Source organism: Carnimonas nigrificans ATCC BAA-78, from assembly GCF_000526695.1.
GTDB classification, from domain to species: domain Bacteria; phylum Pseudomonadota; class Gammaproteobacteria; order Pseudomonadales; family Halomonadaceae; genus Carnimonas; species Carnimonas nigrificans.
This window is the reverse complement of record NZ_JAGO01000001.1, coordinates 35,605-50,149: the sequence shown is the minus strand read 5'-3', so window position 1 is coordinate 50,149 and position 14,545 is coordinate 35,605. Positions and strand designations below refer to the sequence as shown.

Annotated in this window: 13 protein-coding genes; 6 read left to right on the top strand and 7 right to left on the bottom strand. The window is 58.2% G+C overall.

All coding sequences use genetic code 11. The features are described 5' to 3' along the window. Positions 1–570: 570 nt before the first annotated feature. Complete coding sequence (locus L881_RS0100230) at positions 571–1,488, bottom strand: LysR family transcriptional regulator (RefSeq protein WP_025731731.1); 918 nt, start codon at positions 1,486–1,488, stop codon at positions 571–573. A gap of 327 nt (positions 1,489–1,815) precedes the next feature. Here L881_RS0100230 and trpB point away from each other — a divergent pair, with 327 nt between their 5' ends. Genes trpB through L881_RS0100215 form a run of 3 tightly spaced genes read left to right on the top strand, consistent with a single transcriptional unit; the run spans position 1,816 to position 4,389 of the window. Next, entirely contained in the window at positions 1,816–3,093 is a 1,278-nt protein-coding gene (gene trpB, locus L881_RS0100225) for a tryptophan synthase subunit beta (protein WP_025731730.1), read from the top strand. Next, positions 3,093–3,917, top strand: a complete 825-nt coding sequence (gene trpA / locus L881_RS0100220) for a tryptophan synthase subunit alpha (RefSeq protein ID WP_025731729.1) — start codon at positions 3,093–3,095, stop codon at positions 3,915–3,917. The genes trpB and trpA overlap by 1 nt, the downstream gene beginning before the upstream one ends. A 22-nt stretch (positions 3,918–3,939) precedes the next feature. Further along, entirely contained in the window at positions 3,940–4,389 is a 450-nt protein-coding gene (locus L881_RS0100215) for an I78 family peptidase inhibitor (RefSeq protein WP_169730587.1), read from the top strand. Positions 4,390–4,468: 79 nt separating this feature from the next. Here L881_RS0100215 and L881_RS0100210 read toward each other — a convergent pair whose 3' ends face one another. Next, positions 4,469–5,542 carry an acyltransferase family protein gene (locus tag L881_RS0100210; RefSeq protein WP_025731727.1) on the bottom strand — a complete coding sequence of 358 codons (1,074 nt, stop codon included), beginning with the start codon at positions 5,540–5,542 and terminating at the stop codon, positions 4,469–4,471. 278 nt (positions 5,543–5,820) lie between these two features. Here L881_RS0100210 and L881_RS12550 point away from each other — a divergent pair, with 278 nt between their 5' ends. Further along, positions 5,821–6,555 carry an alpha/beta hydrolase gene (locus L881_RS12550; RefSeq protein ID WP_034577930.1) on the top strand — a complete coding sequence of 245 codons (735 nt, stop codon included), beginning with the start codon at positions 5,821–5,823 and terminating at the stop codon, positions 6,553–6,555. Between the two features lie 103 nt (positions 6,556–6,658). On the opposite strand, the gene L881_RS0100200 is transcribed toward L881_RS12550, so the two are convergent. The 5 genes from L881_RS0100200 to L881_RS0100180 all read right to left on the bottom strand — a co-directional run bounded on the left by L881_RS0100200 (position 6,659) and on the right by L881_RS0100180 (position 11,810). Continuing rightward, a complete protein-coding gene (locus L881_RS0100200; protein WP_025731726.1) occupies positions 6,659–7,669 on the bottom strand; it encodes a hypothetical protein in 1,011 nt (336 codons plus the stop codon). A gap of 27 nt (positions 7,670–7,696) precedes the next feature. Beyond that, positions 7,697–9,007, bottom strand: coding sequence for an MATE family efflux transporter (locus L881_RS0100195; RefSeq protein ID WP_342664088.1), 1,311 nt, complete (start codon positions 9,005–9,007; stop codon positions 7,697–7,699). A 66-nt stretch (positions 9,008–9,073) separates the two neighbouring features. After that, entirely contained in the window at positions 9,074–9,328 is a 255-nt protein-coding gene (locus L881_RS0100190) for a YfhL family 4Fe-4S dicluster ferredoxin (protein WP_025731724.1), read from the bottom strand. After that, on the bottom strand, positions 9,329–9,853 hold the full coding sequence (gene coaD / locus L881_RS0100185; protein ID WP_245587901.1) for a pantetheine-phosphate adenylyltransferase: 525 nt from the start codon (positions 9,851–9,853) through the stop codon (positions 9,329–9,331). A gap of 79 nt (positions 9,854–9,932) precedes the next feature. After that, positions 9,933–11,810, bottom strand: a complete 1,878-nt coding sequence (locus L881_RS0100180) for a beta-ketoacyl synthase (RefSeq protein WP_025731722.1) — start codon at positions 11,808–11,810, stop codon at positions 9,933–9,935. 348 nt (positions 11,811–12,158) lie between these two features. Here L881_RS0100180 and trmB point away from each other — a divergent pair, with 348 nt between their 5' ends. Then, positions 12,159–12,833: a tRNA (guanine(46)-N(7))-methyltransferase TrmB gene (gene trmB, locus L881_RS0100175; RefSeq protein WP_025731721.1), complete on the top strand. Its 675-nt coding sequence runs from the start codon at positions 12,159–12,161 to the stop codon at positions 12,831–12,833. Between the two features lie 98 nt (positions 12,834–12,931). Beyond that, entirely contained in the window at positions 12,932–14,401 is a 1,470-nt protein-coding gene (gene dacB, locus L881_RS0100170) for a D-alanyl-D-alanine carboxypeptidase/D-alanyl-D-alanine endopeptidase (protein WP_025731720.1), read from the top strand. Positions 14,402–14,545 lie beyond the last annotated feature (144 nt).

The following is a 14,545-nucleotide window of genomic DNA, read 5'->3' as shown; positions in this document are numbered from 1 at the left end:
ATCTTTGACTTCATTGAACTTTCATCAGGGCACCGAGTCTGCTGAAGGGTGGCAGGTTGGGTGGGAAGGCTTTCCGTGAAACGGAATCGCATCTCCTTTATTCCAGGTTGATCAATTCACAGCATGCAGATACGCCGGTCGGCGCTGAGATTGTCATTGGCGAGGCCATCGCGATTGACTGGTGAGGGACAATAGCCTGCACAGCAAAGGATCTGATGCGGCCGGTTGAACTGCATATGGCGTAAAAAGTGGGGAGAGTGAATGAAAGTTTGGTTGGCATGCGCGGCAGCGCTGGTAGTGGCGGGCTGTTCCAGTGGTGGAGGCTCTCCTGAGCGCCCTGCAACGGTGAGAACCAATGTCGTTGCTGCTGCACACGATAATTGTCCGACAACCTGGACACGCGTGCGCTGTGCAGGAACCGATACCCAATGTATCCAGCGTCAAATGGATCAGATGAAGTTATATACCGCGTGCCATAAAAAGCACGGCTGAGCCAGATTGGTCAGCGACACAGATCCGCCGCTTCGGTACTCCTGAACGGCGGATTTTTTATTGTGACTACGCACACTTTCAGCGTCTTGAAGGCAGGGGTAAGGCGAGCATCGCTTCCAGCCAGTTGCCCAGTTCGTTGAGCTGTCGCTGGGCGGTGGCTCCTAGATCTTCGCGGCTGATCAGTGTCAGTCTGGCATCAGTGGCTGCAAATCCCCACGGAGCGATCAAGCGTCCACTTTCGATGGCGTCTTCCACCAGCAACTGTGGCGCGATGGCGATGCCAAGCCCCGCTTCGGCGGCTTCCAGCAGATAATAAAGGTGTTCAAACCCTTGTCCGAGCTGTAGTTCTTTCTCGTCGATACCGTACAAGCGTGCCCACTGGGGCCAGGCTTGCGGACGCGAGAGCGTATGCAGCAGTGGCTGGTTGAGCACTGAATGTGAGGCGCTGCCCGCCGCAAGGCCGAGTTGTGCGGCAAGCTGAGGCGCAATAACGGGGCCAATGCGCTCGGTGGCTAAGATACGCTGGTGAGTATTTGCCGGGTTTGGCTCAGTGAATACCAGATGTGCGTCAATATCCTGCTCTGCCGCAGCACTTTCGCGTTCATCAGAAACCCAGTGCAAGCGCAGCTCCGGAAGCTCGCTATTCAAGCGCGGCAGCCGAGGAATCAGCCAGCGTGCCAGCAGGCTGCCTGTACAGGTAAGTACCAACGGCGCTCCTTCCCGTGTGCGCTCAAGCGTGCGGCGTGCAGCGCTAATGATATCGAAGGCTTGCGTGCAGCGATCGGCAAACGCCTGACCTTCAGCGGAGAGCACCAAACGCCGCCCATGCCGCGTGAACAGCGGGGTGCCCAGTTCGCTCTCCAGTGCCTTGATCTGGCGGCTGATGGCGCCATGAGTCAGATGAAGAGAATCAGCGGCTGCGCTGGCGGACCCCAGGCGTGCGGTCGCTTCAAAAGCGCGCAGTGCGGTCAGTGAAGGCAGCGGATCACGCGTCATCGAAGCTCCTTCCAATAGATCGGGCACGGTATTGGCTTGAATCGAACAGCATCTGTAGCGAGGCTCCCGTGTTATAGGGTATACCCATGGCCTGTTTGAACGCCGGTTCGTTGAAGGTTAGCGCTCGCGTAGTGTCGCTGGATGAAAGCGCTGCGCTCATCGGGCGAGCATTCTCGGTCAACGATCACTGATGATACCGTGAAAGGTGATGCTCTGTATGTGAGTTTTTCTCACATATGGCTGCCTTTTTATCGGTTTTTCTCCTGCTGCTGGTGAGCTAGAGTGTGCTCAATCTCAGGATATTCATTGCATAACAGGATGGTAGCCATGACCTCTTCTGCACCTCTCTACGCCGACGGGCCGGACCCTTACGGGTTCTATGGCGATTTTGGCGGTCGTTTTGTTGCTGAAACGCTGATGCCTCTGATTCTCGAACTGGAGGAGGCGTATCAGGAATCACGCCACGACAAGGCATTTCGCGATGAACTTGCCTACTACCAGAGCGATTACATCGGGCGCCCTAATCCGCTCTATTACGCCGAGCGCCTCACCGAGGAGCTGGGCGGTGCCAAAATTTATCTGAAGCGTGAAGATTTGAACCACACCGGCGCGCACAAGATAAATAACTGCATCGGGCAGATTCTGCTGGCGCGCAAGATGGGGAAAAAACGCATCATCGCTGAGACCGGTGCCGGTATGCACGGTGTTGCGACGGCGACCGTTGCGGCGCGTTTCGGCATGAAGTGCGTGATCTACATGGGCGCCACCGACATCGAACGTCAGGAGCCGAATGTGTTCCGCATGCGGCTGTTGGGCGCCGAGGTAGTGCCCGTCACTTCCGGTACCGGCACGCTCAAGGACGCCATGAACGAGGCGCTGCGCGACTGGGTGACCAACGTCGATGACACCTTCTACATCATCGGCACCGTGGCAGGGCCTCATCCTTATCCCGCGATGGTGCGCGATTTTCAGGCGGTAATTGGCCGCGAAACCCGTGAGCAGATGCTGAAGAAAGAGGGCCGTCTGCCCGATTCTCTGGTGGCATGTATCGGTGGCGGCTCCAACGCCATGGGGCTGTTTGGCCCGATGCTCAACGATAGCAGTGTGGCGATGATCGGCGTTGAAGCGGGCGGTCACGGCATCGCTACCGGCGAACATGCGGCTAGCCTTAACGGTGGGGAGCCGGGAGTGCTGCACGGCAACCGCACCTATCTGCTGCAAAGCGATGATGGGCAGATCAAGGATGCGCACTCGGTATCGGCGGGGCTTGATTACCCCGGCATCGGCCCTGAGCACGCTTATCTCTCTACGACAGGGCGGGTGGAATACGTCTCGATCACCGATGACGAAGCGATCGAAGCCTTCAAACGCTGCTGTCATCTGGAAGGCATTATTCCCGCGCTTGAATCGGCACACGCCATTGCGCACGCGCTCAAGATTGCCCCGCAGCTGCCCAGCGATCACCTGATGGTGATCAGCCTGAGCGGTCGCGGCGACAAGGATATGTCGAGCGTTGCCGAGTATCTGAAGCGTAATGGGGAATATGTGGGCGTGCCGGGCAAGGAAGGTAACGAAGATCAACATGGCACAGAGGAGAACCGCTGATGGCAACTCGTATCACGCAGCGCTTCGAGGCGCTTCAACAACAGAACCGGGCGGCGCTGGTGACTTTTGTCATGGCGGGCGACCCTGACCCTGAAGGTACTCTCCAGGTGCTGAAGGCGCTGGCTGACAACGGTGCCGATGTTATCGAACTGGGCATGCCGTTTACCGACCCGATGGCTGATGGCCCGGCTATTCAGAAAGCTACGTTACGTGCCCTTGAAGGCGGCCAGACCCAGCGTAAAACGCTTGATGTAGTGCGTCGCTTTCGCGCAGAGAATAACACCACGCCCATTGTGCTGATGGGCTACTATAATCCGATCTATCGCTATGGCGTTGATGCGTTTCTCGCCGATGCCAGGCAAGCGGGCGTTGACGGCTTGATTGTGGTGGATCTACCGCCGGAGCACGATAACGAACTATGTCTGCCTGCGCGTCAGGCTGATATCGACTTTATTCGATTGGCAACGCCCACCACGGATGCCAAGCGCCTGCCGAAGGTGCTCGAAAATACATCAGGTTTCCTGTATTACGTATCTGTGGCAGGTGTCACTGGTGCGCGAGCGCCCACCCCGGCTGACGTAGAGGCAGCGGTAGCGCGAATCAAAACGCATACTGATCTGCCGGTGGCCGTAGGCTTTGGCATTCGTACTGCCGAGCAGGCGCGTGCGATTGCCCGGTTCAGCGATGCGGTTGTCGTAGGTTCGGCGCTGGTGGAGTGTGTTGAAAAGGCAGCCACTGCCGACGAAGCCGCACAGCAGGTAGCAAAACTTACCAGCGAACTGGCCGAGGGCGTGCGTTCGGCGCGTGATGTGGCAGCTCAATAACTGTGAACTCGGGAGTGATGTCGTGAAGGGAACTCATCTTGTACCTGTATTAACGCTGATGGCTGCGGGTGTCATTCTGGGCGGCTGTTCCAGCACTCAGACGGAAGAGATTGTCGGAGCGCCGGAAGGCGTGGGCGCTTACTCCACTAGCACTCAGGGCAATGCCGCAGCGCAGGGCAACAGCACGACAGCCCCCACCAGCAGCGCCAGTCAAGCGACGGGTCGCCAAGGGGGAAGCGAGGCGCTGCCAAGTGATAATGTGCAGAGCGACCAATGCAACGTGAGTGAGCTGGAAGGCTACGCTGGCAAGCCGGGCAATCAGCAGATCTTCTCGGAAATCCTTCAGCGCAGCGGTGCCAGCATCCAGCGCGTCCTCACTCCCCAAACGATTGCCACCATGGACTACCGTGCCGAACGGGTTGATATCCATGTTGACGGCAGCGGCAGAATTACCCAGCTAAGCTGCGGCTAATAGTTACCACTGCCAGTTACAACAACGCCCGCAGGGAGAATATTCCTGCGGGCGTTGTTGTATTGGAAGGTGGCAGGTATCAGGCCGTTTTTTCTGCGTTGAGTACCTTGTTCGACGATGAGCTGGCCGACTTCCTGGAGGAAGAGAGGCCCAGTAGCTGCTTCAACAGACGCGAGAAGCGAATCTCGATAAGGGTGAAACTTCCCCACGACAGCAGCATGATAATGGGCAGGCAAACCAGCAGGGTTTGATGCGGCGTGAAGCCAAGCTTCTCGTGAAGCAGATCAGCTGCGCCCCAGAGAATAATGATATGCACCAGATAGACCGAATAGGACCAGTCACCGAGGTGTTTCAGCCAGCGTTGATGCTTGAATAACGGTTCCATCGTAATGAAAGAAGCGACCAGCAGCACGGCAGGAATTCCCCAGGTGAATAGCCGGTATGGATTCTGGTCATCGAAGCAGAGAATGGTCGCGATGGAAGCCGCTGCGATAGCGAAGGGCAGCAGTAGCCACTTGCCGTGGAGTGCTGGCAGCCAGTTGCGCTGGAAAGCGAACGCCAGCGCGATGCCAAGCAGGAATTCATAGATAACCGGCTGAGCATAGAACGTGGAAATCCAGGAGGTCTGGGCCGCCCAGCAGCTAATCGCAATGACCAGCCCTGCGGTGACAAAGCCGCGGTATTTCTTGCCGACCAGCAGCGACAGCGCAAACAGCAGGTAAAACATCATCTCGAAATTGAGTGTCCAGCCGACGGGCAGGATCGGGTAATAGCCGAAATGCGCAGGATTTTGCGTAGGAATGAACAGCAGCGATTTCAGCAATGAGCTGGCATCAAGCCCGTAAGGGGGCATTACGCTGGCGTTGTAGTAAATAATGGCCGCCGTCAGCAGCGTGAACAGCCAGTAGGCAGGGGCAATGCGCACCACTCGCTCAAGTATGAAGCGCGACGAATTCGGGCGCTTGTTGGCGCTCGACAGGTAGATCACAAAGCCACTGACGATGAAGAAAACATCAACGCCTACCTGACCACGGGTGGAGAGAAGGTGGCCGGTAACCGTGTGCGCATGGAAGTCAAAGAACACCTGCATGAAATGGTGGAAGACCACCAGCCAGGCTGCCGCTGCGCGAAGCGCCTGAACCGAAATGAGCATGGTATGAACCCTTTTTGTAAAGCATGAACCGCTGTTTAAAGCTGTTTCAGCAAAGTGTGACCGTAGAAACCAGAAATTTATCCTGAACGGGTGTTGGGGTTATGTGACGCATTGTGTCCGGCCTTTGCCCAACCGTAAGCCGCGCAGATTCATGATTCGGCCTGTGCAAAGGCGCGTCGGCGCGCCCAGCATGCCATCTAAACGTGCTACGTTCGCTGTGCTGCGCTCCAGCCTGTGCGGTGCTAGTGTCGGTGGTACATCACACAATGGGGGATTTCATGGCATTGCTGACATGCAGGTTCAGGTCCGAGGTGCTTGAGGTTGATACCTCCCTGCAAGCAATTGTGCCCGAGCACCGGCAGGGGCCGTGGCCAACGCTCTATTTGTTGCATGGGTTGGGGGATGACGAAGCGGCATGGTGCCGTTATAGCGCCGTTGAGCGCTATGCAAATGAGCGCGGCATCGCCGTTATCATGCCTTCCAGCGGCAGAAGCTTTTACTGCAATATGGCCTACGGGCCACGCTGGTTTGATTTCCTGTCGAATGAGCTGCCGAGCGTTGCCGGGCGGCTGTTTCCGCTCTCGGAGCAGCGTGAGAGCACCTTCGTGGCAGGGCTTTCGATGGGTGGCTATGGCGCCTTCAAATGGGCGCTGCGCGAACCACACCGCTTTGCCGCCGCCGCCAGCCTGTCGGGATCGCTGGATATTGCAGACGTCGCCACACGGGCCGACCCTCCCCCCGATGCGCGGCTGATCTTCGGTGATCGCTCTCCTGCGGGCAGTGATGATGATCTGCTGACGCTGGTGGAACAGTTCTCCGCTGCTTCCGACACGGCCCCCAGGCTCTATCAATGGTGTGGCACCGAAGACTTCCTCTATCAGCCCAACCAGCGCTTTCTGAATGCGGCGTGCACCGCCGGAATTGCCGTCGATTACAGCGAAGGCCCCGGCGATCATCAATGGTGCTATTGGGATGAACAGATTGAGCGGGTGATCGACTGGATGTTGCGCTAGCCGGTAGCTTCAGCGGGCCTGCGCCAAGGGCGGTGGCCCGCTGGGTTCACTTTGAAAGCGCGGGCGGCATCACCTGGATGCCGCCGGATAAGTTTGGTATCGGCTACTGATCGTCATAGCGCTCTTTCCAGCGCTTCTTCTCGACTCTGGTTTTCAGCATTTCCAGGGTATCCACCAGTATCGTTTCGAACTGCCCCTCGCTCAGCGTGGGGTTAGCCAATACGTCGTTGACGCAGTGGCCCACGATACGCTCCACGGAAGATTTGAATTCTGCTGATTCAAGCCCCTTGCTGGTTTCTCTCAATAGCTGGGTGAGAACATCAATCAGAGCGCTCTCCAGCGAGTGCGATAGCTGCTTGCCAAATGGCAGGCTTTTCAGCATACGAATATTGGCGTTGTCTTCCAGCACCTTGCGCGTGGAATCCACCAGATAGCCTTCCACGTCGGCGCTGGTGTGTGCGCGTACTTCGTTAATAAGTGCGGAAGCCCGTGTAGCGATCTCTGCTGACAGCTGTTCACGCTGCGGATCAATGACGCTCTCCTTGATATTGGCGCCAAGATCACCGTCGTGACGAATATCCTCTTGAACGGTGGTGAGAAGTTTCACCGCAACGCGATCAGAGAGTTCTTCCATGAGGATGTTGTAATACTTCTGGAAAAACAGGAAGAAGCGCCATTGCGTGAAATCGACGCAGCCGCTCTTTTGCAGCCGTACCATCAGCCCCAGTACACGCAAAATGCGGAACCAGCGGAAGTTGGTGATGGGCAGGGAGCCGAGCACGTCATACCAATGCACGAACGGATAGAAGAACCAGCGATGGTAGCGGCGTTGAACAATCGCCACTAGCCAGCCAGCGAGAATATCAATCCAGAAGATGGTCAGAAACCAGACATCAATCTGGCTGGCGTGGTCAGAGAGCCAGTGGGCCTGATGATCCAACGCGGGCCAGATCACATTGAGCAGCCAGGGAAGCGGCGTGAAGCGATAGAATGAGTCGAATAAAATCAGTACCAGACTGAGCGCGACCAGTACCAGAATGATGACGTCCCACGCCTCAAGGCCCCACTGGCGGCGCGGTGCATGGGATGCCGTGTGGTTGGATTCGGTTAACAAAAGACGCTCCTATTGGTTGCTATTCCATCAGTGCAGCTCGTGCCGAGTGGCGGCGTCCGCCCAGATCCCTCTACGGTGGTGTACGTAGATCGCGCTCAGGCTGACCGAGCGAACGACCATGAATAGCGTGAATGCGAGCCACAGTCCATGGTTGCCCAGCCCCTGCGATAGATACCAGACCGGTAGAAACACTGCCACGGAGAGCAGCAGGGTGTCACGCATCGGGCGGGTCGCAATGGCGCCTACAAACACGCCATCCATTAAATAGCTCCATACCGCGATGACCGGCATCGCTACCAGCCACGGCAAATATTCACGCGCGGCCTGGCGCACGGCATCAATACTGGTCAGCACGTCAATCAGCCACGGGCCAGCCAGGGCAAAAATCAGCGCCGCTCCCAATGAGGTATAGACCGAAAATCTGGCACAGGCGCGCACCGCTGCACCAAACTGATCGAACCGTTGTGCTCCTGCTGCACGTCCCGTCAGAGCTTCACCGGCCTGCGCGAAGCCATCCAGCGCGTAGGAAGTGAGCATAATGAACTCAAGCAACACCGCATTGGCCGCCAGTATGGTGGTGCCTGAGGCGGCTCCTCGTGAGGTAAAAAACGAATTCACAAACAGCAGCGCCAGAGTGCGAATGAACAGATGCTTGTTGACCTGAAACAGTGCGCGATAGCGCTCCATATTGCCCAGCATGCCCAGCGCGAACTGACTACTCAGGCGGTGTGAATGGCGTATGACCAGCGCGATGCCCAGCCCCAGCGCAAGGTAGTCGGCCACCAGTGCTGCCCAGGCCACGCCATCGCTGTGCAGTCCTGCTCCCAGTACCAGCGCGAGGGTCAATGCCACATTGGCGGCGTTGCTGGTGATGGTCAGCAGCAGGGTGGTGCGTGCACGCTGCTGGCCCAGGAACCAGCCGAGAATAACGTAGTTGGACAGTACGGCGGGTGCCGAGAAGATGCGAATGTGGGCAAAGCTGATCGCTAACGCCTGAACCTCCGGTGCGCCACCAATCAGACGCACCGCGGCGGGCACCAGCCACGGCGATAGCACAATCAACGCAACACCGACGCTGACCGCCAGGGCCAGCGATTGCAGCAGCAGGGCACGGGCTTCGTTGTCATGGCGGCGTCCGTGAGCCTGCGACGTAAGGCCGGTGGTGCCCATGCGCAAAAAGCCGAACGCCCAAAACAGCATGTTAAAGAGGGTAGTGGCGAGGGTGACTGCGCCAAGGTAGCGGGCATCAGGCAAGTGGCCGATGACCGCTGTACCCACCAACCCCAGCAGCGGCACGCTGATATTCGACAGGATAATGGGCCAGGACAATCGCCACACCTGGCTAGCGGGCACATGTGCGGGGCGCGGGCTGGTATCAGTCAAGGTGTGTCACGCGAAAAACAGTCACTGGGCTTGCGAGGTAATCAACTGATACTTCGCAAGCAGCTGATCGCAGCTTTCGGCATGCCTGGGATCATGAGGAATACAGTCAACCGGGCATACCTGCTGGCACTGTGGTTCATCAAAATGCCCTACGCATTCAGTGCACAGGGAAGGATCAATTTCGTAGATTTCATCGCCCGGATAGATCGCCTCGTTTGGACACTCAGGCTCGCACACATCGCAGTTAATGCACTCATCAGTAATCATCAGTGCCATTTAACGCTCCTTCTGCTGACGTTCAGCAAGTGCGCGCTGCACCGCGGCAGGCACCAGACGTGAAATATCGCCCCCCATCCTGGAGATTTCGCGCACAAAACTTGAGGAAATCGCAGAGACCGAGGGGGAGGGCATCATGAACAGATTGTCAGTGCCGGGGCGCTGTAGCTGATTCATGCGCGCCAGTTGCCACTCATAGTCAAAATCGGTGCCACTGCGCAGCCCGCGCAGCATCACATTCGCACCGAGTGAATCCAGCAGTTCGGTGGTCAGGGTATCGAAGCCGATGACATCAATATTGTCAGCTTCCCCGATAACCTCTTTGACCAGCGCAATACGCTGCTCAAGATCGAACAGCGGTTTTTTGGCACTGCTGTCGGCGACGGCGACGACCAAGCGGTCGAACAGCGGGGCTGCTCGCGTAATAAGGTCGAGATGGCCGAGTGTGATCGGGTCAAAGGTACCCGGATAGACAATGGTTGGCATGGCGACAATGTCATTATGAAAATAGCAACGGTGACGCATGAATGTGCGCCACCGTCGATAGGATGTCTACCTTTCTATAGAGATACTTTCTACAAAGGCAGCCTGTAGGTTGCTCGATTTAGCTGAGCGAGCCGAAGGGGTTATCCACCTTCAGCGAGATACTGTTGGCGTAGCCCGGCAGCGTCACCGAGGTGCTGGTGATCTCCAGTTCGGAGCCATCAAGCACGTTTTCACCGAACACATAGCGCGGATCGAAATGGCCTGTCTGCGAGCGCTCTTCGAAGGCGAGAGAAGCCTCACGCACGGACTCGCGCTTGCGCTTCCATTCAGTGATGGCGTGTTCACCATGACGCTGGCGCAACAGCCGTTCGGTCACCTCGGGCGACAGCAGCGGGGCGCTGGCATTGTTGCCGCCAAAGCCCTTGGCATTGATAAAGCCAACATCAGCGTGACACTCGCTGGCTTGACGTTGCAGAACCAGGCGCTCGGCATGAACATCGTCGGGTACCCTGTGCAGATTGGCGATACCGGGCAATATCTGGTGCTGGAAGGTGCCTAGCGCACTGGCGATCTGATCGCCGGCCGCAGTGCCCTGGGAGTGTCCAAGGTAGGCTTTGATCGCGGCCACCGGCCACTGTTCGATGTCGAAGGCGCTGGCGACCTGATGAAGCACATGGGATTCAGTGGTGCGGTTTTTCGGCGTGCTGGTGCCGTGGGCGTGAATAAAACTGCGCTGGCGCACCGCTTCTTCCCCAAGAATCGAGGTTGCCAGACTCACGCTTTTGGCCAGCGTAATATAGTTGCCGATACCGGGGGCCGAGATGGAACGTTTCCAGCCATCGGCATTGACGTACACATCGGGCACCGAACCGAGCACCTCAGCGCCCAGCTCAAGCGCCAGATGATCGTCCATCAGCAGCACAAACTGGGCGGCTTCACCAATGGTAAAGCCGCAGTTTTCGGCAAAGGGCCGGCAGGCGCGCTGATAGTCGCTGTCGGTCAGCAGCTCCAGCGCATCAAGCGCCTTGAGGCTGTTGTCATCGGCCAGCGCGCTCATGGCACGGAAGCCCTCAATGACCTCCGGCGTGACCGGTGCATCGGCAGTGCCGACCATCACTACACGGCGACGTCCGCTGCGAATGTCTTCTACCGCCAGCCGCAGGTTGTAAAGGAAGGTGGCGCAGGCACCCAGCAGGCCAGCGGTAGTACCCACATTGCCCAGCACGTAGGCATTCAGGAAATCGGCGGGCATCTGCCCGTAACCCAGCGGCATCTGCTTGGAAGTGGCACGGCTGCCGGTCACATAGCTTTTCAGCAGGCCACCCCAGCCCTGCTGATCGAGCTGGCCGGTCGAATTGCTGGCATATACCGCTATTTGATCGGGCGACAGGCGATCGAGAATATCCTGCCACTCAAGACCGCTCTGACCAATACAGTCAGAGGCGCCGAACACAGTCATTGCCAGAGCGCGCGGATGGTGCACGCTGCGATAGAACGCAGTGGGTTCGAAGCCTGTGGGGAGCTGGGCGGCACTGTTGACCAGCGGAGTACGATGATCGGGCAGCAGCACCGCAAAATCGCCCGCCGGTACCTGTATCTTGACGCGACGATTATCGACTTCGCTGATCTGCCACTCACTGGGCGGCGTTTCAGGAAGATCGCGCTTGCGCAGGGTGAATTCGATAGGCTCCGCAAGATTGAGCGTAGTGGAGCGATTGGCCGGAATACCCGCTTCACCAAAGGCCGGTTCTTCCGTGCGGCGAATCAGCGTGTGACGAGCGATGTACTCCTGATGACGACTCACCACTTCCTCGGCGCTGCAAGGCGTGCCTTCACTATCGGCCCAGTTGCCCTGGTCGTCGCACTGTGCAAGGCCCATCAATGAAGCAAGCCCAAGCAGCGTATGGTGTCGCTGCTGCGCGGGCAGGGCGTCAAGCACCGTGCGGCGGTACGCCTGGTGGCCAGAGGTTCTGCCCGCCGGATTGATGCCACCCATCCCAACGATCACTGGTAAGTATGACAAGCCGCTATCCTCATCTTGCGTCACGGTCTCGATAGGTGGTCGATAGGCTTTATCGGTACTTGATGTCACGATAGGAGCCACTACCGGAATACTATCGGCGGCCGTTATGAACTGGTGTATCGCGCCGTGGCATCGCAAATATCAAGGTTGCGAGCGTGGCGAAAGCGGCCTCCCCGCTAAGGAGAACCGCGGGCGCGCTTAAATGTTGCGTAATGATAACATTGCCGTTATCACTCCGTCATATGGTTAGAAGCGACTTATGCGCCGGTTTCGCACTTGCTTCACCCTATGGCCTGAATCTCTCTGCCCGGACCAATCTTCATGCAGGCCAACTCCTCTCCTATTGAAAGCTCTCAGCGTGGCGTACATCACGGCCTTGCACAGCGCGTCGAGCGCGCCTTGCAACATCCCTGGCGGCGGCCCGTGGCCGAGCACAGCCGTCTAGCGTTCGAACATGCTCAGCAGTGGCGTGCGCCGCTGGCCGACAGAGCCTTGATTATTGATGCCGGCTGCGGCGTGGGGCTATCAACCCGACGTCTGGCTGAGCAGAATCCTGAAGCCGTGGTGATCGGCATTGATCGCAGTGAAGATCGCCTCGCCAGAGACCATGGCCGGTTGCCCGACAACGCGCTGCTGGTACGCGCCGATCTGGTGGACTTCTGGCGGCTGGCCCTGGCCGCGGACTGGCGCCCCACGCAGCACTATCTGCTTTATCCCAATCCTTATCCCAAACCGGGGTTGTTGAAACAGCGCTGGCAGGGACATCCTGTGCTGCCAACGATTCTACGGCTGGGAGGAAGGCTGGAACTGCGCTCGAACTGGCATATTTATGTAGAAGAATTTGCGCAGGCGACCCAACTGGTGACGGGCATTACGCCGACGGTTGAACCATTTGTACCGGCCTCGCCCGCCTTGACGCCTTTTGAGGAGAAGTATCATCGCAGCGGGCAACAACTGTGGCGCTTGCAGGTCGAATTGCTCCGGCAAAATGCGTGAGGATTGGTTAGACTGTTAACCAGTCTGGCGGGTCAGGCAGTGGGTGCGTCCGTACATGGGAGGCAAAAAATCGGTTAACGAGAGGAGCAAGCGGGTCGGTGAGCAACGCATATAACCTCAAAGGCGGTAAATACTGGCAGTCGATGGCATCGCTATGCGTTGTACTGTTGCTACTTTCGGTGCCGCTGGTGGCGCGGGCAGTTGGTCTGCCTTCCCTGTCCAATCTGGCCGGTAATGACTTCGATATCAGTGCGGAAGTCAAAATGCTCGACAGCGGACAGGTCGTCGCGCAGCAGCAGCCGCGCGCGATGCTGACGCCGGCATCGCTCTCCAAGCTCTATGTTGCCGGAGCCGCGCTTGACCGCTACGGCCCCCAGCACCGCTTCACTACGAGCCTCTACTCTTCTGGGCAGGTACGTGGCAATACCCTACACGGTGATCTGATCGTGGATGGCGGCGGTGATCCTGCGATGACCACGGAGCGCTACTGGACACTGGTGCAGCAGCTGCGTGCCCAGGGCATTCAGCGGGTCACCGGTCGTGTGGTGCTCTCCCAGTGGCCGTTCGGCCCAACGCCCTGCGTCGTGACGGATCGCTGTCAGGCTCGCGCCACGTCGTCGCACTCCTATGACGCGCTGCTGTCGCCAGTGGCCGTTGATTATGCTGCCTGGTGCACCCAGGTGATTCCGGGCGTGCCGGGAAGCCCTGCGCGCGTCGCCGGGTGCTTCAGCGCTACGCCGCTCTTGCCGGTCACCAACAAGGTGAAAACAGTGGGCGACTCACAGCCCACCCAGCTCAGCGCGCGCCGTACCACCTCTGGTGGCAAGGATACGCTGACGATCACCGGACAGATATCGACTTCCTCTGGCCCCACCTCGGTGTACCGTTCGGCCTCTGATCCGGCGCAGGAAACCATGACCACACTGCGTCAGTTGTTCCAGCAGTCCGGCGTGTCGGTGGCGGAAGGCTTTACCGTCAGCAACACCGTAACGCCGCGCAATGCCTCCTTGCTGGCCTCGGTACAGAGTCAGCCGCTGCAAATGGCGTTGATGGATATGCTCAATTATTCCAACAACTTCATGGCGGATATGCTGACCGTTGATCTATCGGCCGCGACGCCAGCCAGTCTTGCCAGCGGCACGGCAGCACTCAAGCGCTTCGTTGATAAGGTGCCAGGCCATGGGCCTTTGACATTGGGCAGCGGCAGTGGCCTGACGCCGGAAAGCCATACCAGCGCACGCGGTTTGACTGCGCTCATGGACTATATGTATCACCAGCCGCAACTCTTCCCGACCTTTTCGGCGGGTATGCAAACCCCTAGTAACGGGGTGGCGCGCCATATTCGGCACGGTTCAAGAGACTTTCAGAATAGCGTTATGGTCAAGACCGGCACCCTTAATGATCCCGTGCCGGTACGCGCCATTGCAGGCTATTTTCGCGGCAAGTCAGGGCGCTGGGGCACCTTCGCGGTGCTGGTGCAGGGGCGTGCGGCTACCCCTTATCTGACCTGGTCGAAGGTGATGGAAGCCGTTGCCGACGATATGGACACCATTATCGCTCATAACTAATGCTGTGGCGGCGCGGCGCTGGGATGGTTCTCCCCAGGCAGGATGGCCTTGCGCGGCGACTGCCTGCCCCCAGCAACCAACCGTACCGGAAAGAGGCATCCTCAAGGGTGCCTATGAGCGAGAAGCAAGCTGTCGCTTCCGCCA